General features: G+C 68.7%; 13 protein-coding genes. 7 read left to right on the top strand and 6 right to left on the bottom strand.

The annotated features are described in order from the left end of the window. The first annotated feature begins 9 nt into the window (after positions 1 to 9). The 4 genes from NNI01S_RS09010 (at position 10) to NNI01S_RS08995 (ending at position 2,995) form a co-directional block, all read left to right on the top strand. Positions 10 to 972, top strand: a complete 963-nt coding sequence (locus NNI01S_RS09010; RefSeq protein WP_245676046.1) for a hypothetical protein — start codon at positions 10 to 12, stop codon at positions 970 to 972. Further along, the gene (locus tag NNI01S_RS09005; RefSeq protein WP_063019502.1) at positions 969 to 1,415 is read left to right on the top strand and encodes an ABA4-like family protein; all 447 of its coding nucleotides are present in this window, start codon (positions 969 to 971) and stop codon (positions 1,413 to 1,415) included. Before NNI01S_RS09010 ends, NNI01S_RS09005 begins: the two co-directional genes overlap by 4 nt. Then, positions 1,412 to 1,942, top strand: a complete 531-nt coding sequence (locus tag NNI01S_RS09000; protein WP_063019500.1) for a DoxX family protein — start codon at positions 1,412 to 1,414, stop codon at positions 1,940 to 1,942. Before NNI01S_RS09005 ends, NNI01S_RS09000 begins: the two co-directional genes overlap by 4 nt. A 102-nt stretch (positions 1,943 to 2,044) precedes the next feature. Next, the gene (locus tag NNI01S_RS08995; protein WP_245676045.1) at positions 2,045 to 2,995 is read left to right on the top strand and encodes an alpha/beta hydrolase; all 951 of its coding nucleotides are present in this window, start codon (positions 2,045 to 2,047) and stop codon (positions 2,993 to 2,995) included. Between the two features lie 335 nt (positions 2,996 to 3,330). On the opposite strand, the gene NNI01S_RS08990 is transcribed toward NNI01S_RS08995, so the two are convergent. Both NNI01S_RS08990 and NNI01S_RS08985 read right to left on the bottom strand, forming a co-directional pair. After that, a complete protein-coding gene (locus tag NNI01S_RS08990; protein ID WP_245676044.1) occupies positions 3,331 to 4,407 on the bottom strand; it encodes an ADP-ribosylglycohydrolase family protein in 1,077 nt (358 codons plus the stop codon). 250 nt (positions 4,408 to 4,657) lie between these two features. After that, a complete protein-coding gene (locus NNI01S_RS08985; protein WP_063019494.1) occupies positions 4,658 to 5,800 on the bottom strand; it encodes an esterase/lipase family protein in 1,143 nt (380 codons plus the stop codon). 401 nt (positions 5,801 to 6,201) lie between these two features. Between NNI01S_RS08985 and NNI01S_RS08980 the strand changes: the two genes are divergently transcribed. After that, entirely contained in the window at positions 6,202 to 6,852 is a 651-nt protein-coding gene (locus tag NNI01S_RS08980; protein WP_063019492.1) for a TetR/AcrR family transcriptional regulator, read from the top strand. A gap of 11 nt (positions 6,853 to 6,863) precedes the next feature. Here NNI01S_RS08980 and NNI01S_RS08975 read toward each other — a convergent pair whose 3' ends face one another. The 4 genes from NNI01S_RS08975 to NNI01S_RS08960 all read right to left on the bottom strand — a co-directional run bounded on the left by NNI01S_RS08975 (position 6,864) and on the right by NNI01S_RS08960 (position 10,778). Continuing rightward, on the bottom strand, positions 6,864 to 7,739 hold the full coding sequence (locus NNI01S_RS08975; protein ID WP_063019848.1) for a metal ABC transporter permease: 876 nt from the start codon (positions 7,737 to 7,739) through the stop codon (positions 6,864 to 6,866). 25 nt (positions 7,740 to 7,764) lie between these two features. Next, positions 7,765 to 8,499, bottom strand: coding sequence for a metal ABC transporter ATP-binding protein (locus NNI01S_RS08970; RefSeq protein ID WP_063019490.1), 735 nt, complete (start codon positions 8,497 to 8,499; stop codon positions 7,765 to 7,767). Next, on the bottom strand, positions 8,496 to 9,440 hold the full coding sequence (locus NNI01S_RS08965; RefSeq protein ID WP_084488657.1) for a metal ABC transporter substrate-binding protein: 945 nt from the start codon (positions 9,438 to 9,440) through the stop codon (positions 8,496 to 8,498). The genes NNI01S_RS08970 and NNI01S_RS08965 overlap by 4 nt, the downstream gene beginning before the upstream one ends. A gap of 90 nt (positions 9,441 to 9,530) precedes the next feature. Further along, positions 9,531 to 10,778 (bottom strand): cytochrome P450, encoded by a 1,248-nt coding sequence (locus NNI01S_RS08960; RefSeq protein WP_063019488.1) that lies wholly within the window; start codon positions 10,776 to 10,778, stop codon positions 9,531 to 9,533. Positions 10,779 to 11,012: 234 nt separating this feature from the next. On the opposite strand from NNI01S_RS08960, the gene NNI01S_RS08955 reads away from it, so the two are divergent. Both NNI01S_RS08955 and NNI01S_RS08950 read left to right on the top strand, forming a co-directional pair. Continuing rightward, the gene (locus NNI01S_RS08955) at positions 11,013 to 12,377 is read left to right on the top strand and encodes a flavin monoamine oxidase family protein (RefSeq protein WP_063019486.1); all 1,365 of its coding nucleotides are present in this window, start codon (positions 11,013 to 11,015) and stop codon (positions 12,375 to 12,377) included. Positions 12,378 to 12,392: 15 nt separating this feature from the next. Beyond that, complete coding sequence (locus NNI01S_RS08950) at positions 12,393 to 13,283, top strand: class I SAM-dependent methyltransferase (RefSeq protein WP_063019484.1); 891 nt, start codon at positions 12,393 to 12,395, stop codon at positions 13,281 to 13,283. Positions 13,284 to 13,285: the final 2 nt, after the last annotated feature.

The following is a 13,285-nucleotide window of genomic DNA, read 5'->3' as shown; positions in this document are numbered from 1 at the left end:
CTACCTGTCGTGACCGCCCTCTTCCAGCGCTTTCCCGCCCTCTCCTGGCATCGGCCACTGATGCTGCTCGCCGCCGCCATGGCGCTTCTGGTCGTCTGGTCGATCGGGGGCATGATCGTCGACGACCGCACGCTGACCGGCCTGCCGATCTGGGCCAAGTCCGCCAAGTTCGCCCTTTCCGTGCTGATCTACGCGGTGACTTGGGCGTGGTTACTCGCCCAGCTCACGCGATGGCGACGCGTCGCGTGGTGGGCCGGAACGGTGGCGGCGCTGGGCCTCACGGTGGAACTCGTCGTCATCACCACACAGGTAGTGCGCGGCACCACCAGCCACTTCAATTTCACGACCCCGCTGAACGCGGCGCTGTGGGACATCATGGGGTCGTCCATCGTGGTGGTCTGGATCGCCACCCTGGTCGTGTCGGCCGCCATGTTCGCTCACCCGGCGGCCGACCGCGCCCGCGACGCGGCGATCCGTTACGGCGCGGTGCTCTCGCTGGCGGGCGCCGCACTGGGCATGCTGATGGTGGCGCCGACGGCCGACCAGCGGGCGACAGGCAGCTCGATCCGCGGCGCCCACACCGTCGGACTCCCCGACGGCGGGCCCGGGTTGCCCCTGCTCGGCTGGAGCACGGCCGGCGGCGATCTGCGCGTCCCGCACTTCCTGGGAATGCATGCGTTGCAAGTGATTCCACTGGTCCTGCTCGCCGTCGAGTACGCGTCGCGACGGTTCCCGGTCTTGCGCTCGCCGGACACCAGGCGAACGATCGTCGTGATCGCCGCGGCCACCTACGCCGCCGTTCTCGCGGTGCTGACCTGGCAGGCGTTGCGCGGGCAGTCGGTGGTGCGCCCCGACGCGGTCACTCTCGCGGCTTTCGCTGCCGTCGCCCTCGCCGCGGCGGTGGCCACGGCCGTCGCGGTTCGACCGAAAGTTACTGCCGTGCAGCAGTTCCCGATTGGAACGAACCGATGACGGAGCTGCTCTTCGATGTCACCTTCTGGTTCGCGGCGCCGTTCTGGGCATTGATGATCCTGGCGCCGAAGTGGCGGCGGACCGCGGCGCTCGTCGCCTCACCGTTCATCTGCCTGCCGCCCCTGATCATCTACGCCGCGCTGATCGTGCCCGAGTTCGGCACATTCGCCGCGGCGCTCATCGACCCGGAGCTCACCGGCCTGCGTGCGGTGCTCGCGGGGAGCTCCGGCGCCGCGGCGGCCTGGGCGCATTTCGTCGCCTTCGACCTGTTCCTCGGCCGCTGGGTCTTCCTGGACAGCCGCACCCGCGGCGTTTCCCCGCTGCTGATCAGCCCACTTCTGGTGCTCACCATCCTGTTCGCACCGCTCGGCGTCCTGCTCTACCTGCTCATCCGGCTCACCACCACCCCGGCGCCCAGCCGGGCCGTCCTCGCGGAGGCATGATGGAAACCCTCGCCGTTCTGCTGATCACCCTGCTCGCGCTGCGCGCGGCGGGCGCCCTCGGCGTCCACCGGTTCGCCGCCTGGCCCACCTGCGCCGCCTACGCCCTCGGCGTGATGCTGATCATGACCGGTACCACGCATTTCCTCCCGGAGGCGTTCGCGGACTCCCCCGTGCCCACCCACGCCGACCTGCTTCCGATGGTGCCGCCCTTCATCCCGTTCCCCGGCGCGATGGTCTACCTGACCGGCGTCCTGGAACTGCTCGGCGCGGGGGGCCTGTTCCTCGCTCGCGCCCGGCGGACCGCGGGGCTGGCACTCGCCGTCCTGTTCGTCGTGATGCTGCCCGCCAACATCTACGCGGCTGTCTCCGATATCACGTTCAACGACGCACCCGCGACGCCGCTGTGGATCCGCATTCCGGAACAGGTGCTGTATATCGGCGTCGCCCTGTGGGCAGCCGGAGTACTGCGGTCCCGGGGGAACGCGAACCTCCGCAGGACTACCGCGCCGAACCACACGACGGCCTGACGATCGCGTGAAGTCCGCTGCTCCCATGCGTTTTCGGTGTGCCATGGGCAAGTTCTCAACAGCTGCGGGAGTATTGGGTCAGCGGACGGGTACAACGAAATAGTGAGTGCTTCTAGGTATTTGGGCGCGCTCGTCAGCGCGCTCGCGACCGCTGTCGCGGCGTCCGTCCTCTCCGCTCCCCCCGCAGGGGCCGAGCCCGCCCGGGCGCACGTGGTCGGGCAAGTCCCGCTCGGCGGCTCGGTTTCGCAGATAGATGTCTATTCGCCGGCCATGGACCGGGTGGTCACCAATCGGGTGATCCGCGCGGCGGGCGGCGGTCCCGCGCCCACGCTGTACCTGCTCACCGGTATCGGAGGTGGGGTGGACGGGATCTCGTGGTGGGACGACACGGACGTCCGAGAGTTCTTCGCCGACAAGCACGTCAATGTGGTGATGCCGGTCGGTGGCGCCTACAGCATGTACACCGACTGGCTCGCCGACGATCCGGCGGTCGGGCGCAACCGGTGGCAGACCTACCTCACCCGGGAACTGCCCGCCACCCTCGACGCCGAACTCGGCAGCACCGGCCGGAACGCGATCGCCGGCGTGTCGATGAGCGCGGGCTCCGCGGTCGACCTCGCGATCCAGGCGCCCGAGCTGTACTCCGCCGTGGCGGCCTACAGCGGGTGCCCATGGGCCGCGGACGCCGCAGGCGCGGCGATGGTGAGCGCGCAGGTCATCCGCGGCGGAGGCAACCCGGGCAACATGTGGGGCGCACCGGGTGACGTGATCTGGCGGGCGCACGACGCTTTCGCCAACGCGAGCGCGCTGGCCGGGAAGACGATCTACCTGTCCGCCGCTTCGGGCACTCCGGGCGCGATCGATCGCGGCCTGCCCTTCCCACCGCTCGAAGCGATCGCGAGCTCCTGCACCGCGGCCTTCGCCGATCGCCTCGAGGAGCTCGGGCTACCGGCGATCCACGTCAACCGCCCGGAGGGCTCGCACACGTGGGGTCAGTTCGAGACGGACCTGCACGACTCGTGGCCGCACCTGGCCCGCGCACTCGGCGCGTAAAGCCCCTTTTCCGAGCGCTCCTCCCAGCCCACCGTGAAAACGCGGGAGGAGCCTCGGCGAAACGAAGCACCGAAGGTGAATCGGACCGCGACCTCGAGGCGACGGTGCCGGACGCGCTCGCGGTCGGTCCCCGTGTCTGCCGTCGAGCGCTCCGGCACCCGATCACCGACGCGCGCCCGAGGTGACGGTGTCGTTGCTGTGACACGTCCGGTTCCAGGCGGATCCGGCGCACCGCTGGTTGCGCGAGTGTGTGCTCGACGTATGCCGGAGGGCGGAGGCCGGTGCGGGCGGCAGCGGCGATATCACGCCCGCACCTCGCTCCCCGGAGTGAACTGTCACAGCCCCGCGTCGTGGGGGTAGCGCGCGGCCACCCCGGACCGGTCGCCGACTCCGAAGTTCATCACGAGATCGTCGGCGACCTGGACCAGCACGTCGCGCCCTTCGACCGTGGCCGCCCACTCCATCGGCAGCCCGGAGACACCGTGCGCGGCGCCGATCAGATTGCCCGCCACCGCGCCGGTGGAATCGGAGTCGCCGGAGTGGTTCACCGACAGCAGCAGCGCCGCGCGCACGTCGCCGGTCCGGGCCGCGCGCAGGGCGCAATACACCGCGATGGCCAGGCACTCCTCCGCGATCCACCCTTCGCCGACCCGCTCGACCTGTTCGGCCGAGGCCGGTTGCCCGGACACCTCGACGGCGCGTTCCAGTGCCGCCACGGTTTCCGCGCTCGCGGGAAACGAGCCGAGCTGAGCGAGCGTCTCCCGCACCGCGAGTGATAACTCGACCCCGCCCACGACGCGGTCGACCAGTGCCGCGAAGGCGCCCGCGGCGAGGTAGCCCGTGGGATGCCCGTGGGTCAATTGCGCGGCGCGCGCGGCCGTGACGAAAGCCTGCTCAGGACCCATACCGGCCAGTCCGAACGGTGCGGACCGCATCACCGTGCCGCACCCTTTCGAATGCGCGTTCACCGGCCCGGGTTCGTCGAGCGGCCCGGGGGCGAGATATCCCCGGGCCTGCTGACCGAGTCCGGACATACAAGCGTTTCCCGGCGCGCGCACCGCGTACAGAAACGGCAGGCTCGCCAGCCACCCGTCCGTCTCGGCCGCGGGCCCCGCTTCGCGCTGGGTCTGCAGCCAGCGCAGATACGCCCGGCGCAGCGCGGGCACCGGATCGGCGCCCGGCGCGGCCCGTAGCAGCCCCTCCGCGGTGAACAGCGTCATCTGGGTGTCGTCGGTGATCTGCTGCGGCGCGTCCGCCGCGTACTGCGGCAGGAAGCCCGTCACTCCCGCGTCGCCGTAGCGCTGCCGGATCTGCTCCAGCCGCAGGAATTCGATAGGCCACCCCAGCGCGTCCCCCACCGCCCCGCCCAGCAGGCAGCCGCGGACCCGATCGAAGATCGTGTTGTAATCCACCACGCCGCATCATCTTTCCGCATGGCCGACCGCTACGGTGCGCGGCGTATCAGCCCGGCATCGAATCTCACGGTGCTGGCCCGCGCCATTCCCGACTGGCTGATCGGCCACAAGAACGTCACACCGAGATCACCGGCCCGGAAGGGAAATCCGTCACGATCTCCGCGACGGGCATCCGCGACCCTCGCGCGCTGATCCGGGAAGTGCTCACCCGCGATGAAAGCGAGTCCGCGCGGCGGGGAACTCCGGATCAGTGATCCGATCCACCGATCATCCAGGGATTGAAGGCGCAGTCCAGCACCGGGTGCGCCTCCGGATCGAGGGCTTGCAGGGCGATCGAAGCCGCGCGCGGCGAGTACATGATCGTCAGATGGTCGGACAGATCCTGCGCGCAGCCGTCCTGGAGGGTGATGTTGTGCACGACGGCGTCCGGGCCCGGAGTCAGAAAGGTCCATTCGTATGGATTGGAGACCTCGTCATGGCGGGTGCCGACCGAGGTGTACTCCACGCCGGGCACGGTGTCACCCTGTTCGTTGAGCGTCGCATAGAACGCGGAGCCCACCGCCTGCTGGATATTGGCCCGGCCGACGATCGGTTCGTAGAAACCCAGGATATTGACGCCCAGATTGGTGATCAGCCTGCCCAGCGTCGCCATTCCCATCAGCGAGGTGCCATGGTGGGTGGCACCGAAAGTGACGAGCTTGCCGACTTTATCGGCGCCGCCTTCGAACTTCATATATTGGCTCGACACCGGCCCGCCCTGCGAATGCGCGATGATATCGACGCGGTCCGCGCCGGTCGTCGTGCGCACCTGCTCGACGAAATCGCGTAATTGCCTGGCGGATTCCTCCATCGGGCCGACGCCGTAGCGGCCGGGCAGGACGGGGCCGATCCCGCCGCCTTCGAGCAGACCGGAGCGACCGTAGTTGAACGCGTAGACGCAGTATCCGGCGCGTGCGAGCCGCGGTGACAGATAGGAGTAGGTGTCGTAGGCGTTGAGCCAGGTGCCGTGGACCAGGACGACGGGCCGCGGGTGCGCGGCGGAGGGGGTGCAGTCCGGGCGGTTCGCACCCGGCGGAGATGCGTCGGGATGGCTCACGCCGTGCAGGAAAGCTGCCAGGTAGGCGGGCATCTCCGGCCCCTCGCCGACCGCGGCGGACGCGTAACTGCGTGTGGCGGATCCGGAACCGCTGCCGGAGTCCACGATCGCCTGCGGCCGCCTGCCGTCCGGCGCGGGAAGGAGCCCGGCGTTCAGTTCGTCGACGAGTTGCCGCTCCGGAGTCCGCGTTTCGGGCTCCGAGTTCGCCGCCCCGGTTCCGAGAGTCATGGCGAGAACGGTCACTCCGGCGGCAAGCGCGGCGCCGAACGCCCGGCGGCGAATTAGGTGCTTCATTGCAAGCCTTTCGTCAGCGTCCGCAATAGGATTTCCTGCGAACACTTTTCATCCTGAAGTATCCGTGCCGCACTGTCACTGCGTCCGAAACATAAGTACACCGGCAAACTTTGGCTTCGGTTACAAATCGTCCGATCGACGTACGGTGGATATTCCGAATTCAGCGCATGCCGGAATTACCGAAATGCGCGCCGAGAAGACGGCAGCGGAAATTCGGGATCGGCCGTAGTGATCCACTTCCCGGCTCGAGCGGCCGTACGGGTCGTAACGGGCCGCTGACGACTCTCGGCACCCTCCAAAAACTATCAGTGCAAGTTTCGACTCACCGTAAAGCACCTCAACTAGCAGCGCAAGTTTTCTCGCGGCGCCTGCGAGAATGCGGGGACCGGAAGGAGACGCCCATGGCCAGACCACGGCGGCCGCTGCTCACCCGCGACCGCATCATCGAGACCGCGCTCGCCCTCGTCGACGCCGAGGGCCTCGCCGCCGTCTCGACGCGGCGGCTGGCCACCGAACTCGGCGTGCAGGGTCCGTCGCTGTACAACCACGTCCGCACCAAGGACGACCTCATCGATGCCGTGGTGGACGCCGTCCTGGGCGAGGTCGACATCTCGATGTTCGACGGCCTGTCGGCCCGGAACCCGGACTGGCGCTCGTCGCTGCGCGAATGGGCCCGCTCCTACCGCACCGCGATGGCGGCGCACCCGCACATCGTTCCCGCACTGGCGTCCGGTCCCGGTCATCGGCCCAACGCGCTGCGCATGGCCGACGCTGTCTTCGGCGGCCTGGTTGCCGCGGGCTGGCCGCGCCGCGAGGCGACCACCGTCGGCACGACCATGCGCTACTTCCTCACCGGAGCATCGCTGGGGTCGTTCGCCGCGGGCTTCCCCGCCGACGTCACGGTATACGCCGACGTGTATCCCCATCTGAACGAAGCGCACCTGCTGGCCGAACGTCAGCAACGCGTTGATCGGGACGCCTTCGAGGTGGGCCTGGAAGCCCTGCTCGACGGGCTGGCGCACCGATACCGGCTACTCGCCGAAGAGGCGTAACCGGAGCGGCGTCAGCCTCGAACAACCGCGCGCTCCCGTCCGCGCGCCGCGAAGATCCGCCGCCCCAGCACGCCGTGCCTGGGCGCGAACAGGTACACGGCAGTGAAGACCACCCCTTGGACGACCACGACCATGCCGCCGGGAGCAGTGTCCAGGTGATAACTCAGGTACAGGCCGGCCACCGCGCAGGTCACCGAGACCGCGGGCGCGATGACCAGCATCCGGCCGAAGCGGTCGGTGAGCAGATACGCCGTCGCGCCCGGGATGATGAGCATCGCCACCACGAGGACGACGCCGACCGCTTGCAAGGCGACCACGGCGGTGAGCGCCAGCAGGCCGAGCAGTGCCGTGCCGAGCAGCCGGGGGCTGAGTCCGATGGCGTGCGCGTGCGTGGGGTCGAAAGCGTAGAGGGTGAAATCGCGACGCTTGAGCACCAGCGCCGCGAGGGTGATCGCGGCCAGGATGACGACCTGCACCAGCTCGGCCCGGCCGACGCCGAGCAGATTGCCGAACACGATGTGGTTGAGATCGGTCTGGCTGGGTGTCACCGAGACCAGCACCAAGCCGAACGCGAACAGCGTCGTGAAGACGATGCCGATGGCGGCGTCCTCCTTGATCCGGCTGGTGTCGCGCACAACGCCGATCAGCGCCACCGCCAGGAACCCGAACACGATCGCGCCCACCGCGAACGGCAGCCCTGCGATGTAGGCCAGCACCACCCCGGGCAGCACCGCGTGCGACACGGCGTCCCCCATCAGCGACCACCCGATGAGCACCAGCCAGCACGACAGCACCGCGCACACCAGTGCCGCGGTCACGGTGGTGGCCAGCGCACGCACCATGAATTCGTAACGCAACGGGTCGAGGAAGATCTCGGTGAAGCTCATGCGTCCGTCCCACACTCGGCCGGGTTCATACCGGGTTCATCACATCCAGGCCGAACGCCCTGGCCAGGTTCTCCGGCTGGAGCACCGCCTCGGGTTTGCCCTGGGCGAGTACCGTGCGCATCAGCAGCACCGCCTCGTCGGCGAGGCCGGGCAGGGCATGCAGATCGTGCGTCGACACCAGGATCGTGGCGCCGTCACCGGCGAGATCGCGCAGCAGCGCGGTGATCGTGCCCTCCGACCGCTTGTCGACACCCGCAAACGGCTCGTCGAGCAGCAGGACCGTCGCGCCCTGGGCCAGCCCGCGCGCGACGAAGGCGCGTTTCTTCTGCCCGCCGGACAGTCGGCCGATCTGCCGGTCGGCGAGGTCGGTCAGCTCGACGCGTTCCAGCGCGTGCGCGACGGCTTCCCGATCGGCCTTGCGCGGACGCCGGGTGAAACCGAGCCGGCCGTATCGTCCGGTCATCACCACATCACGCACCGACAGCGGGAAGCTCCAATCGACGTCCTCGCTCTGCGGGACATAGCCGAGGACGCCGGCCCGGCGCGCCGCCAGCGGCGCGCCGCCGTTGATCCGCACCACTCCCCGCTCCGGCCGGGCGAGACCCATGATCGTCTTGAACAGCGTCGACTTGCCGGAGCCGTTCATGCCGATGAGACCACACACTCGCCCGGGCTGCACGGTGAGATCCACGTTGTCGAGCGCGGGCACCTCGCCGTAGCGAACGGTGACGCCGCGCACCTCGATCGCCGGCCCGTTCACGGACGGCGCCCTGTCAGAGCGGAACCGATCGTCTGCGCGTCGTGCCGCAGCAGCGTCAGATAGGTCGGTACCGGACCGTCGGCTTCCGACAGCGAATCCACGTACAGCACGCCCCCGAACGCCGCGCCGGTGGCCTCGACCACCCGGCGCATCGGCGCGTCCGACACCGTGGACTCGCAGAACACCGCGGGCACCCGCTTCTCCCGGACGAAGTCGATGGCCGACGCGATCTGCTGCGGCGTGGCCTGTTGTTCGGCATTGACCGCCCAGATGTACTTCTCGGTGAGGCCGGCGTCGCGCGCCAGATAGGAGAAGGCCCCCTCGCATGTCACCAAGGCGCGCTCGTTCGGCGGCAGGGCGTTCAGGGTGTGCGTCAACTCGTCGTGCACCTTGCGCAGCTCGGACTTGTACCGGTCCCCGTTGGCGCGGAAATCGGCCGCGTGATCGGGTGCGAGTTCACTGAAGGCGCGCACCATGTTGTCGACGTAGATCTGGGCGTTCTGCGGCGACATCCACGCGTGCGGGTTCGGCTTGCCCTGGTAGGCGTCCTCGCGGATCGGCAGCGCGGCGACACCCTCGCTCACCACGACGTGCGGCACCCGCACGTCGGAGACGAACTGGGCGAACCACGCCTCGAGGTTCAGGCCGTTGTCCAGGATGAGGTCGGCCTTCGCCGCCTTCTTGATGTCCCCGGGCGTCGGCTCGTATCCGTGGATCTCCGCACCCGCCTTGGTGATCGACTCCACGGTCAGGTGCTCGCCTGCGACGTTCCTGGCGATGTCGGCGAGCACCGTGAACGTGGTGAGCACCGTAGGGCCGCCCTCGCGACCGGCCCCGTCTCCGGCACAGGCGGTGAGGGTGCAGACAAAGGCGGACACGGCTATTGCCGACGCCCATCGATGCGGAGACCGGGCGAGCACGCGGGGGAGCCGAACCTTCATGCAATGAGATGGTAAGTTCGGTTCCCCTAACTTTCAAGTTCGAGTCAGTGAAACAGCTCCGCCCTCGTTGTGCCTCTCCCCGGACCGGCACTACGGAAGCGGCAACGGGGGCGACTCCGGGAAGACGACCGGCAAGGCGGTCAGCGCTCGATGGAACGGACCCGGACGCCAGGTCAGCTCGTCCACCGGGACCGCTAGGCGCAGCTCCGGCAGCGCGTCGAGCAACTGATCAATGGCGTCCTGCGCGATCAGATACGCCAGCGAATTCGCGGGACACGCGTGCGGACCGCCGCCGAACGCGAGATGGGCGCGGTTGCCCGCGTAGCGCTCGGCGCGAATCGCGGGGTCGGTGTTGCAGGCGGCGATACTGATCACGACCGGCTGGTGGGCGGGCAGCCAGATGTCGTCGATCAGGATCGGCTGCTTCGGGAAGCTGAGGCAGAAGTTCGCCATCGGCGGATCGTTGAACAGCACCTCGTCCAGCGCGTCCCGGGTCGACAGACTGCCGCCGAGCACACTGCCGCCGAACCGCTCGTCGGTGAGGATCAGCAGCAGCGTGTTGACGATCAGATTCTGCTGCGGCTCGATCCCCGCGCCGTACAGCGTGCCCAGCTGGTGCACCATCTCGGTATCGCTCAGGGCGGACGAGTGCCGGAGCATCCGCGTCGTGATGTCGTCGCCGGGTTCGGCCCGCTTCAGCACCGTCAGCTCGCCCAGCGAGTCGATGAGCATCTTGTTCCCGCGCTCCGCTTCGACGCCCTCGAAGATCGCGGCCATGCCGGTCGCGGCGCGCTGCGCGATCTCGGCCGGACAACCCAGCATCGCGTTCAGCACCGCGAAGGAGAGCGGAAAGGCGTACTGGCGCACCACGTCCGCGGATCCGTCCGCGCAGAACGAGTTGATCAGCGGCGTCGCCAGCTGCGCGATGGTGTCGTGCAGGCGGTACAGGTCGACCTTCGCCAGACCGGCGACATTGGCCTGCCGATAGCGGGCATGCTCGGCCCCGGCATTCCGCAACGCGTTCGGCCGCCACTGCATCATCGGCAGCACCGGGCAGTCGGCCGGGATGCTCTCCTGCCACGTCCTCGGATCGGCCGGAAAATGATCCGGATCGTTCATGATCCGCACGGCCGTGTGATACCCGAGCACCAAGGTGGCCGGTACGCCCGGCGCCAGTTCGACCGGCGCGAGCGATCCGTACCGCGCCCGCATGTCGCGGTAGGCGCTGTGCGGGTCCGACGCGAATTCGATGGAATACAAGGGAATTCGCGGTCCGTCGGTGTCGATCGGCGAACCATGCGGTGCGCGGCTGTGCGCGGAGGACGGGGACGTCGTCATCGAGAGAGCTCCAGGCGATCGGGCAGCAAGATTCGTGAGCCTAGGCAGCTTGCCGACCATCCGCACCGGAAATGCATCGAAGTGACCGGTCCGCGCAAGTTGCTATAGAATTGCCCGAGATTCGACGCGTAGACCTGATCGAAGGCTAATCGCACCCGCTGTGCCGAGTGCGCCGGTCCAGCGCAGGGAACACGGCGGCCGTGCGCAGAACTGCGACCCGAGGGACGGCACGCCATGACAGACGTCGACTTTTGCGTAATCGGCGGGGGATTCGCGGGATTGACGGCCGCATTGCGGCTGAAACAGATGGGCCGATCGGTGGCGCTGCTGGAAGCCCGCGACCGGCTCGGCGGACGCACCTTCACCCGGGTGCGGGACGACGGGGCATGGATCGACCTCGGCGGAGCCTGGATCGGGCCGGGGCAGGACCGCATCCAGGCGCTGATGACCGAGTTCGGGGTACCGAGTTACAAGCAGTACACCGACGGCGAGGCCATGATGGTGGTCGACGGCAAACAGCACCGCTACACGGGCACGATCCCGTGGACCATGAGCCCGTGGGCGGCGATGAACCTGGGCGCGGTGTTCCTCGAGCTGGGCCACATGTGCAAGGCGGTTCCCTTGGAAGCCCCCTGGGCGGCGAAGAAGGCCGACAAGTGGGACCAGGTCAGCCTGGCGCACTGGTTGGAAACCAATGTCCTGTCCAAGCCCGCGCACGATCTGCTCGAGACCGCCATAGCGGGCTGCTACACGTCGGCGGCCTCGGAGGTGTCGCTGCTTTTCGTGCTGTTCCAGATGGCCTCGGGTGGCGGGCCGAGCTTCGTCCTCGGCGTCAAAGACGCGGCGCAGGACGCGCGGCCGGTCGGCGGCATGGGCGCGATCTACCGGCCGATGGCGGCCGAACTCGGCGACTCGGTCCACCTCTCCCAGCCCGTCCGCTGCATCCACCAGGACGATGAGGGGGTGACGGTCCGCGCGACCGGCCTGACGGTGCGCGCGCGCCGGGCGATCGTGGCAGTTCCCCTCGCGATCGCAGGCCAGATCTCCTACCGCCCGATGTTGCCCGCCGATCGCTCCTTCCTGCATCAGCGCATGCCGAGCGGCTCGATCATCAAAACTTCCGTCGTCTACGACGAACCGTTCTGGCGCGGCGACGGCCTATCGGGACAGTCCGTCGCTCCGGGGTCGCCCGCGACCATCACCATCGACGCGTGCGCGGACACCGGACGACCGGGCGTCCTGTGCGTCATCATCGAGGGACCCATCGCACGACAGGTCGGCCGGCTCGACGAGACCGAGCGCCGACGCGCTGTTCTCGACGCACTCGTCGAGCGATTCGGCCGCAAGGCCGGCGCACCCGCCGACTTCGTCGAGCAGAACTGGAGCGCCGAACGTTACTCCGGCGGCGGAATGCTCAGTCACGCGCCGACCGGCGTGCTCACCGAGTTCGGCCATGCGCTGCGCGAGCCGTGCGGCCGCATCCACTGGGCGGGCACGGAGAGTTCCGCGGTCATGTGCGGCTGGATCGACGGGGCCGTCCGCTCCGGCGAACGCGCGGCCAGCGAAGTGATGGAACACGAGACGGCCGTCGTGGGCTGAAGGGGTGGTGCGGCAATGCGAACCGAGGGAGATGTATGGGACATCGTCAGCAGTGTCGGGCTCACCGCGCTGGGAGTGGCGACGTTCCGGGCACTGGAGGCGGCCGCTCCGGATCCGCTGATCCGGGACGAGTACGCGCCGCTGTTCGTCGCGGCTTCGGGTCATCCACACTTCACCGAGCTGCTGGCGGACCCCTCCCTGCTCGACGGCATACCGCTGGTCCCCGGGTTCATGGGCTTCCGCACGAAATTCTTCGACGACTTCTTCCTGTCGGCCACGGCGGCGGGTGTGCGGCAAGCCGTGATCCTCGCCGCGGGCTTGGACGCCCGAGCACATCGCCTCGACTGGTCCGCCGGAACGACGGTGTTCGAGATCGACCAGCCCAAGGTCCTGGAATTCAAGGAGCGGGTCCTCACCGACAACGGTGCGCGACCGAAGGCCGTTCGGCGAACGGTAGCGGTGGACCTGCGCGAGGATTGGCCCGCTGCTCTGCGTGCCGCGGGATTCGATTCCGGCGCACCCACCGCGTGGTCGGCGGAGGGGCTGCTGCCCTACCTGCCCGGTGCGGCGCAGGACAGGTTGTTCCAGCACATCGATGAGCTGTCCGCACCCGGCAGCCGGCTCGCGGTGGAGAGCTTCGTGGCGGGCACCGACGTCAAACGTTTCGCGAGCATCGAATCGAAGTACTTCGGTCACTACAACCCGTTCGGCGACGTCGAACCGGCCGAGCTGTTCTACGACGACGAACGGGCCGATCCGGCACAGTGGCTGGCCGCTCACGGCTGGTCGGTGCAGACCTTCAGCTCGAGCGAGCTGGCCGCGTCCTACGGGCGATCGGTCCCCGATCTCCCCGACGACCTCGACGACCTGTGGCGGCAGCCCAGACTGCTGACAGCGGAGCGCTAGCT

Source organism: Nocardia niwae NBRC 108934 = DSM 45340, assembly GCF_001613465.1.
Lineage (GTDB): Bacteria > Actinomycetota > Actinomycetes > Mycobacteriales > Mycobacteriaceae > Nocardia > Nocardia niwae.
The sequence above is the reverse complement of the archived record's forward strand: the minus strand, read 5'-3'. Positions and strand labels throughout refer to the sequence as shown.

Excerpts from the sequence above, each read along its gene's own strand:
- NNI01S_RS08955 (WP_063019486.1), top strand. The coding sequence starts at position 11,013 with ATGACAGACGTCGACTTTTGCGTAATCGGCGGGGGATTCGCGGGATTG.
- NNI01S_RS08960 (WP_063019488.1), bottom strand. The coding sequence starts at position 10,778 with ATGACGACGTCCCCGTCCTCCGCGCACAGCCGCGCACCGCATGGTTCG.
- NNI01S_RS08985 (WP_063019494.1), bottom strand. The coding sequence starts at position 5,800 with ATGAAGCACCTAATTCGCCGCCGGGCGTTCGGCGCCGCGCTTGCCGCC.
- NNI01S_RS08980 (WP_063019492.1), top strand. The coding sequence starts at position 6,202 with ATGGCCAGACCACGGCGGCCGCTGCTCACCCGCGACCGCATCATCGAG.
- NNI01S_RS08950 (WP_063019484.1), top strand. The coding sequence starts at position 12,393 with ATGCGAACCGAGGGAGATGTATGGGACATCGTCAGCAGTGTCGGGCTC.
- NNI01S_RS08965 (WP_084488657.1), bottom strand. The coding sequence starts at position 9,440 with ATGAAGGTTCGGCTCCCCCGCGTGCTCGCCCGGTCTCCGCATCGATGG.
- NNI01S_RS08975 (WP_063019848.1), bottom strand. The coding sequence starts at position 7,739 with ATGAGCTTCACCGAGATCTTCCTCGACCCGTTGCGTTACGAATTCATG.
- NNI01S_RS09000 (WP_063019500.1), top strand. The coding sequence starts at position 1,412 with ATGATGGAAACCCTCGCCGTTCTGCTGATCACCCTGCTCGCGCTGCGC.
- NNI01S_RS09005 (WP_063019502.1), top strand. The coding sequence starts at position 969 with ATGACGGAGCTGCTCTTCGATGTCACCTTCTGGTTCGCGGCGCCGTTC.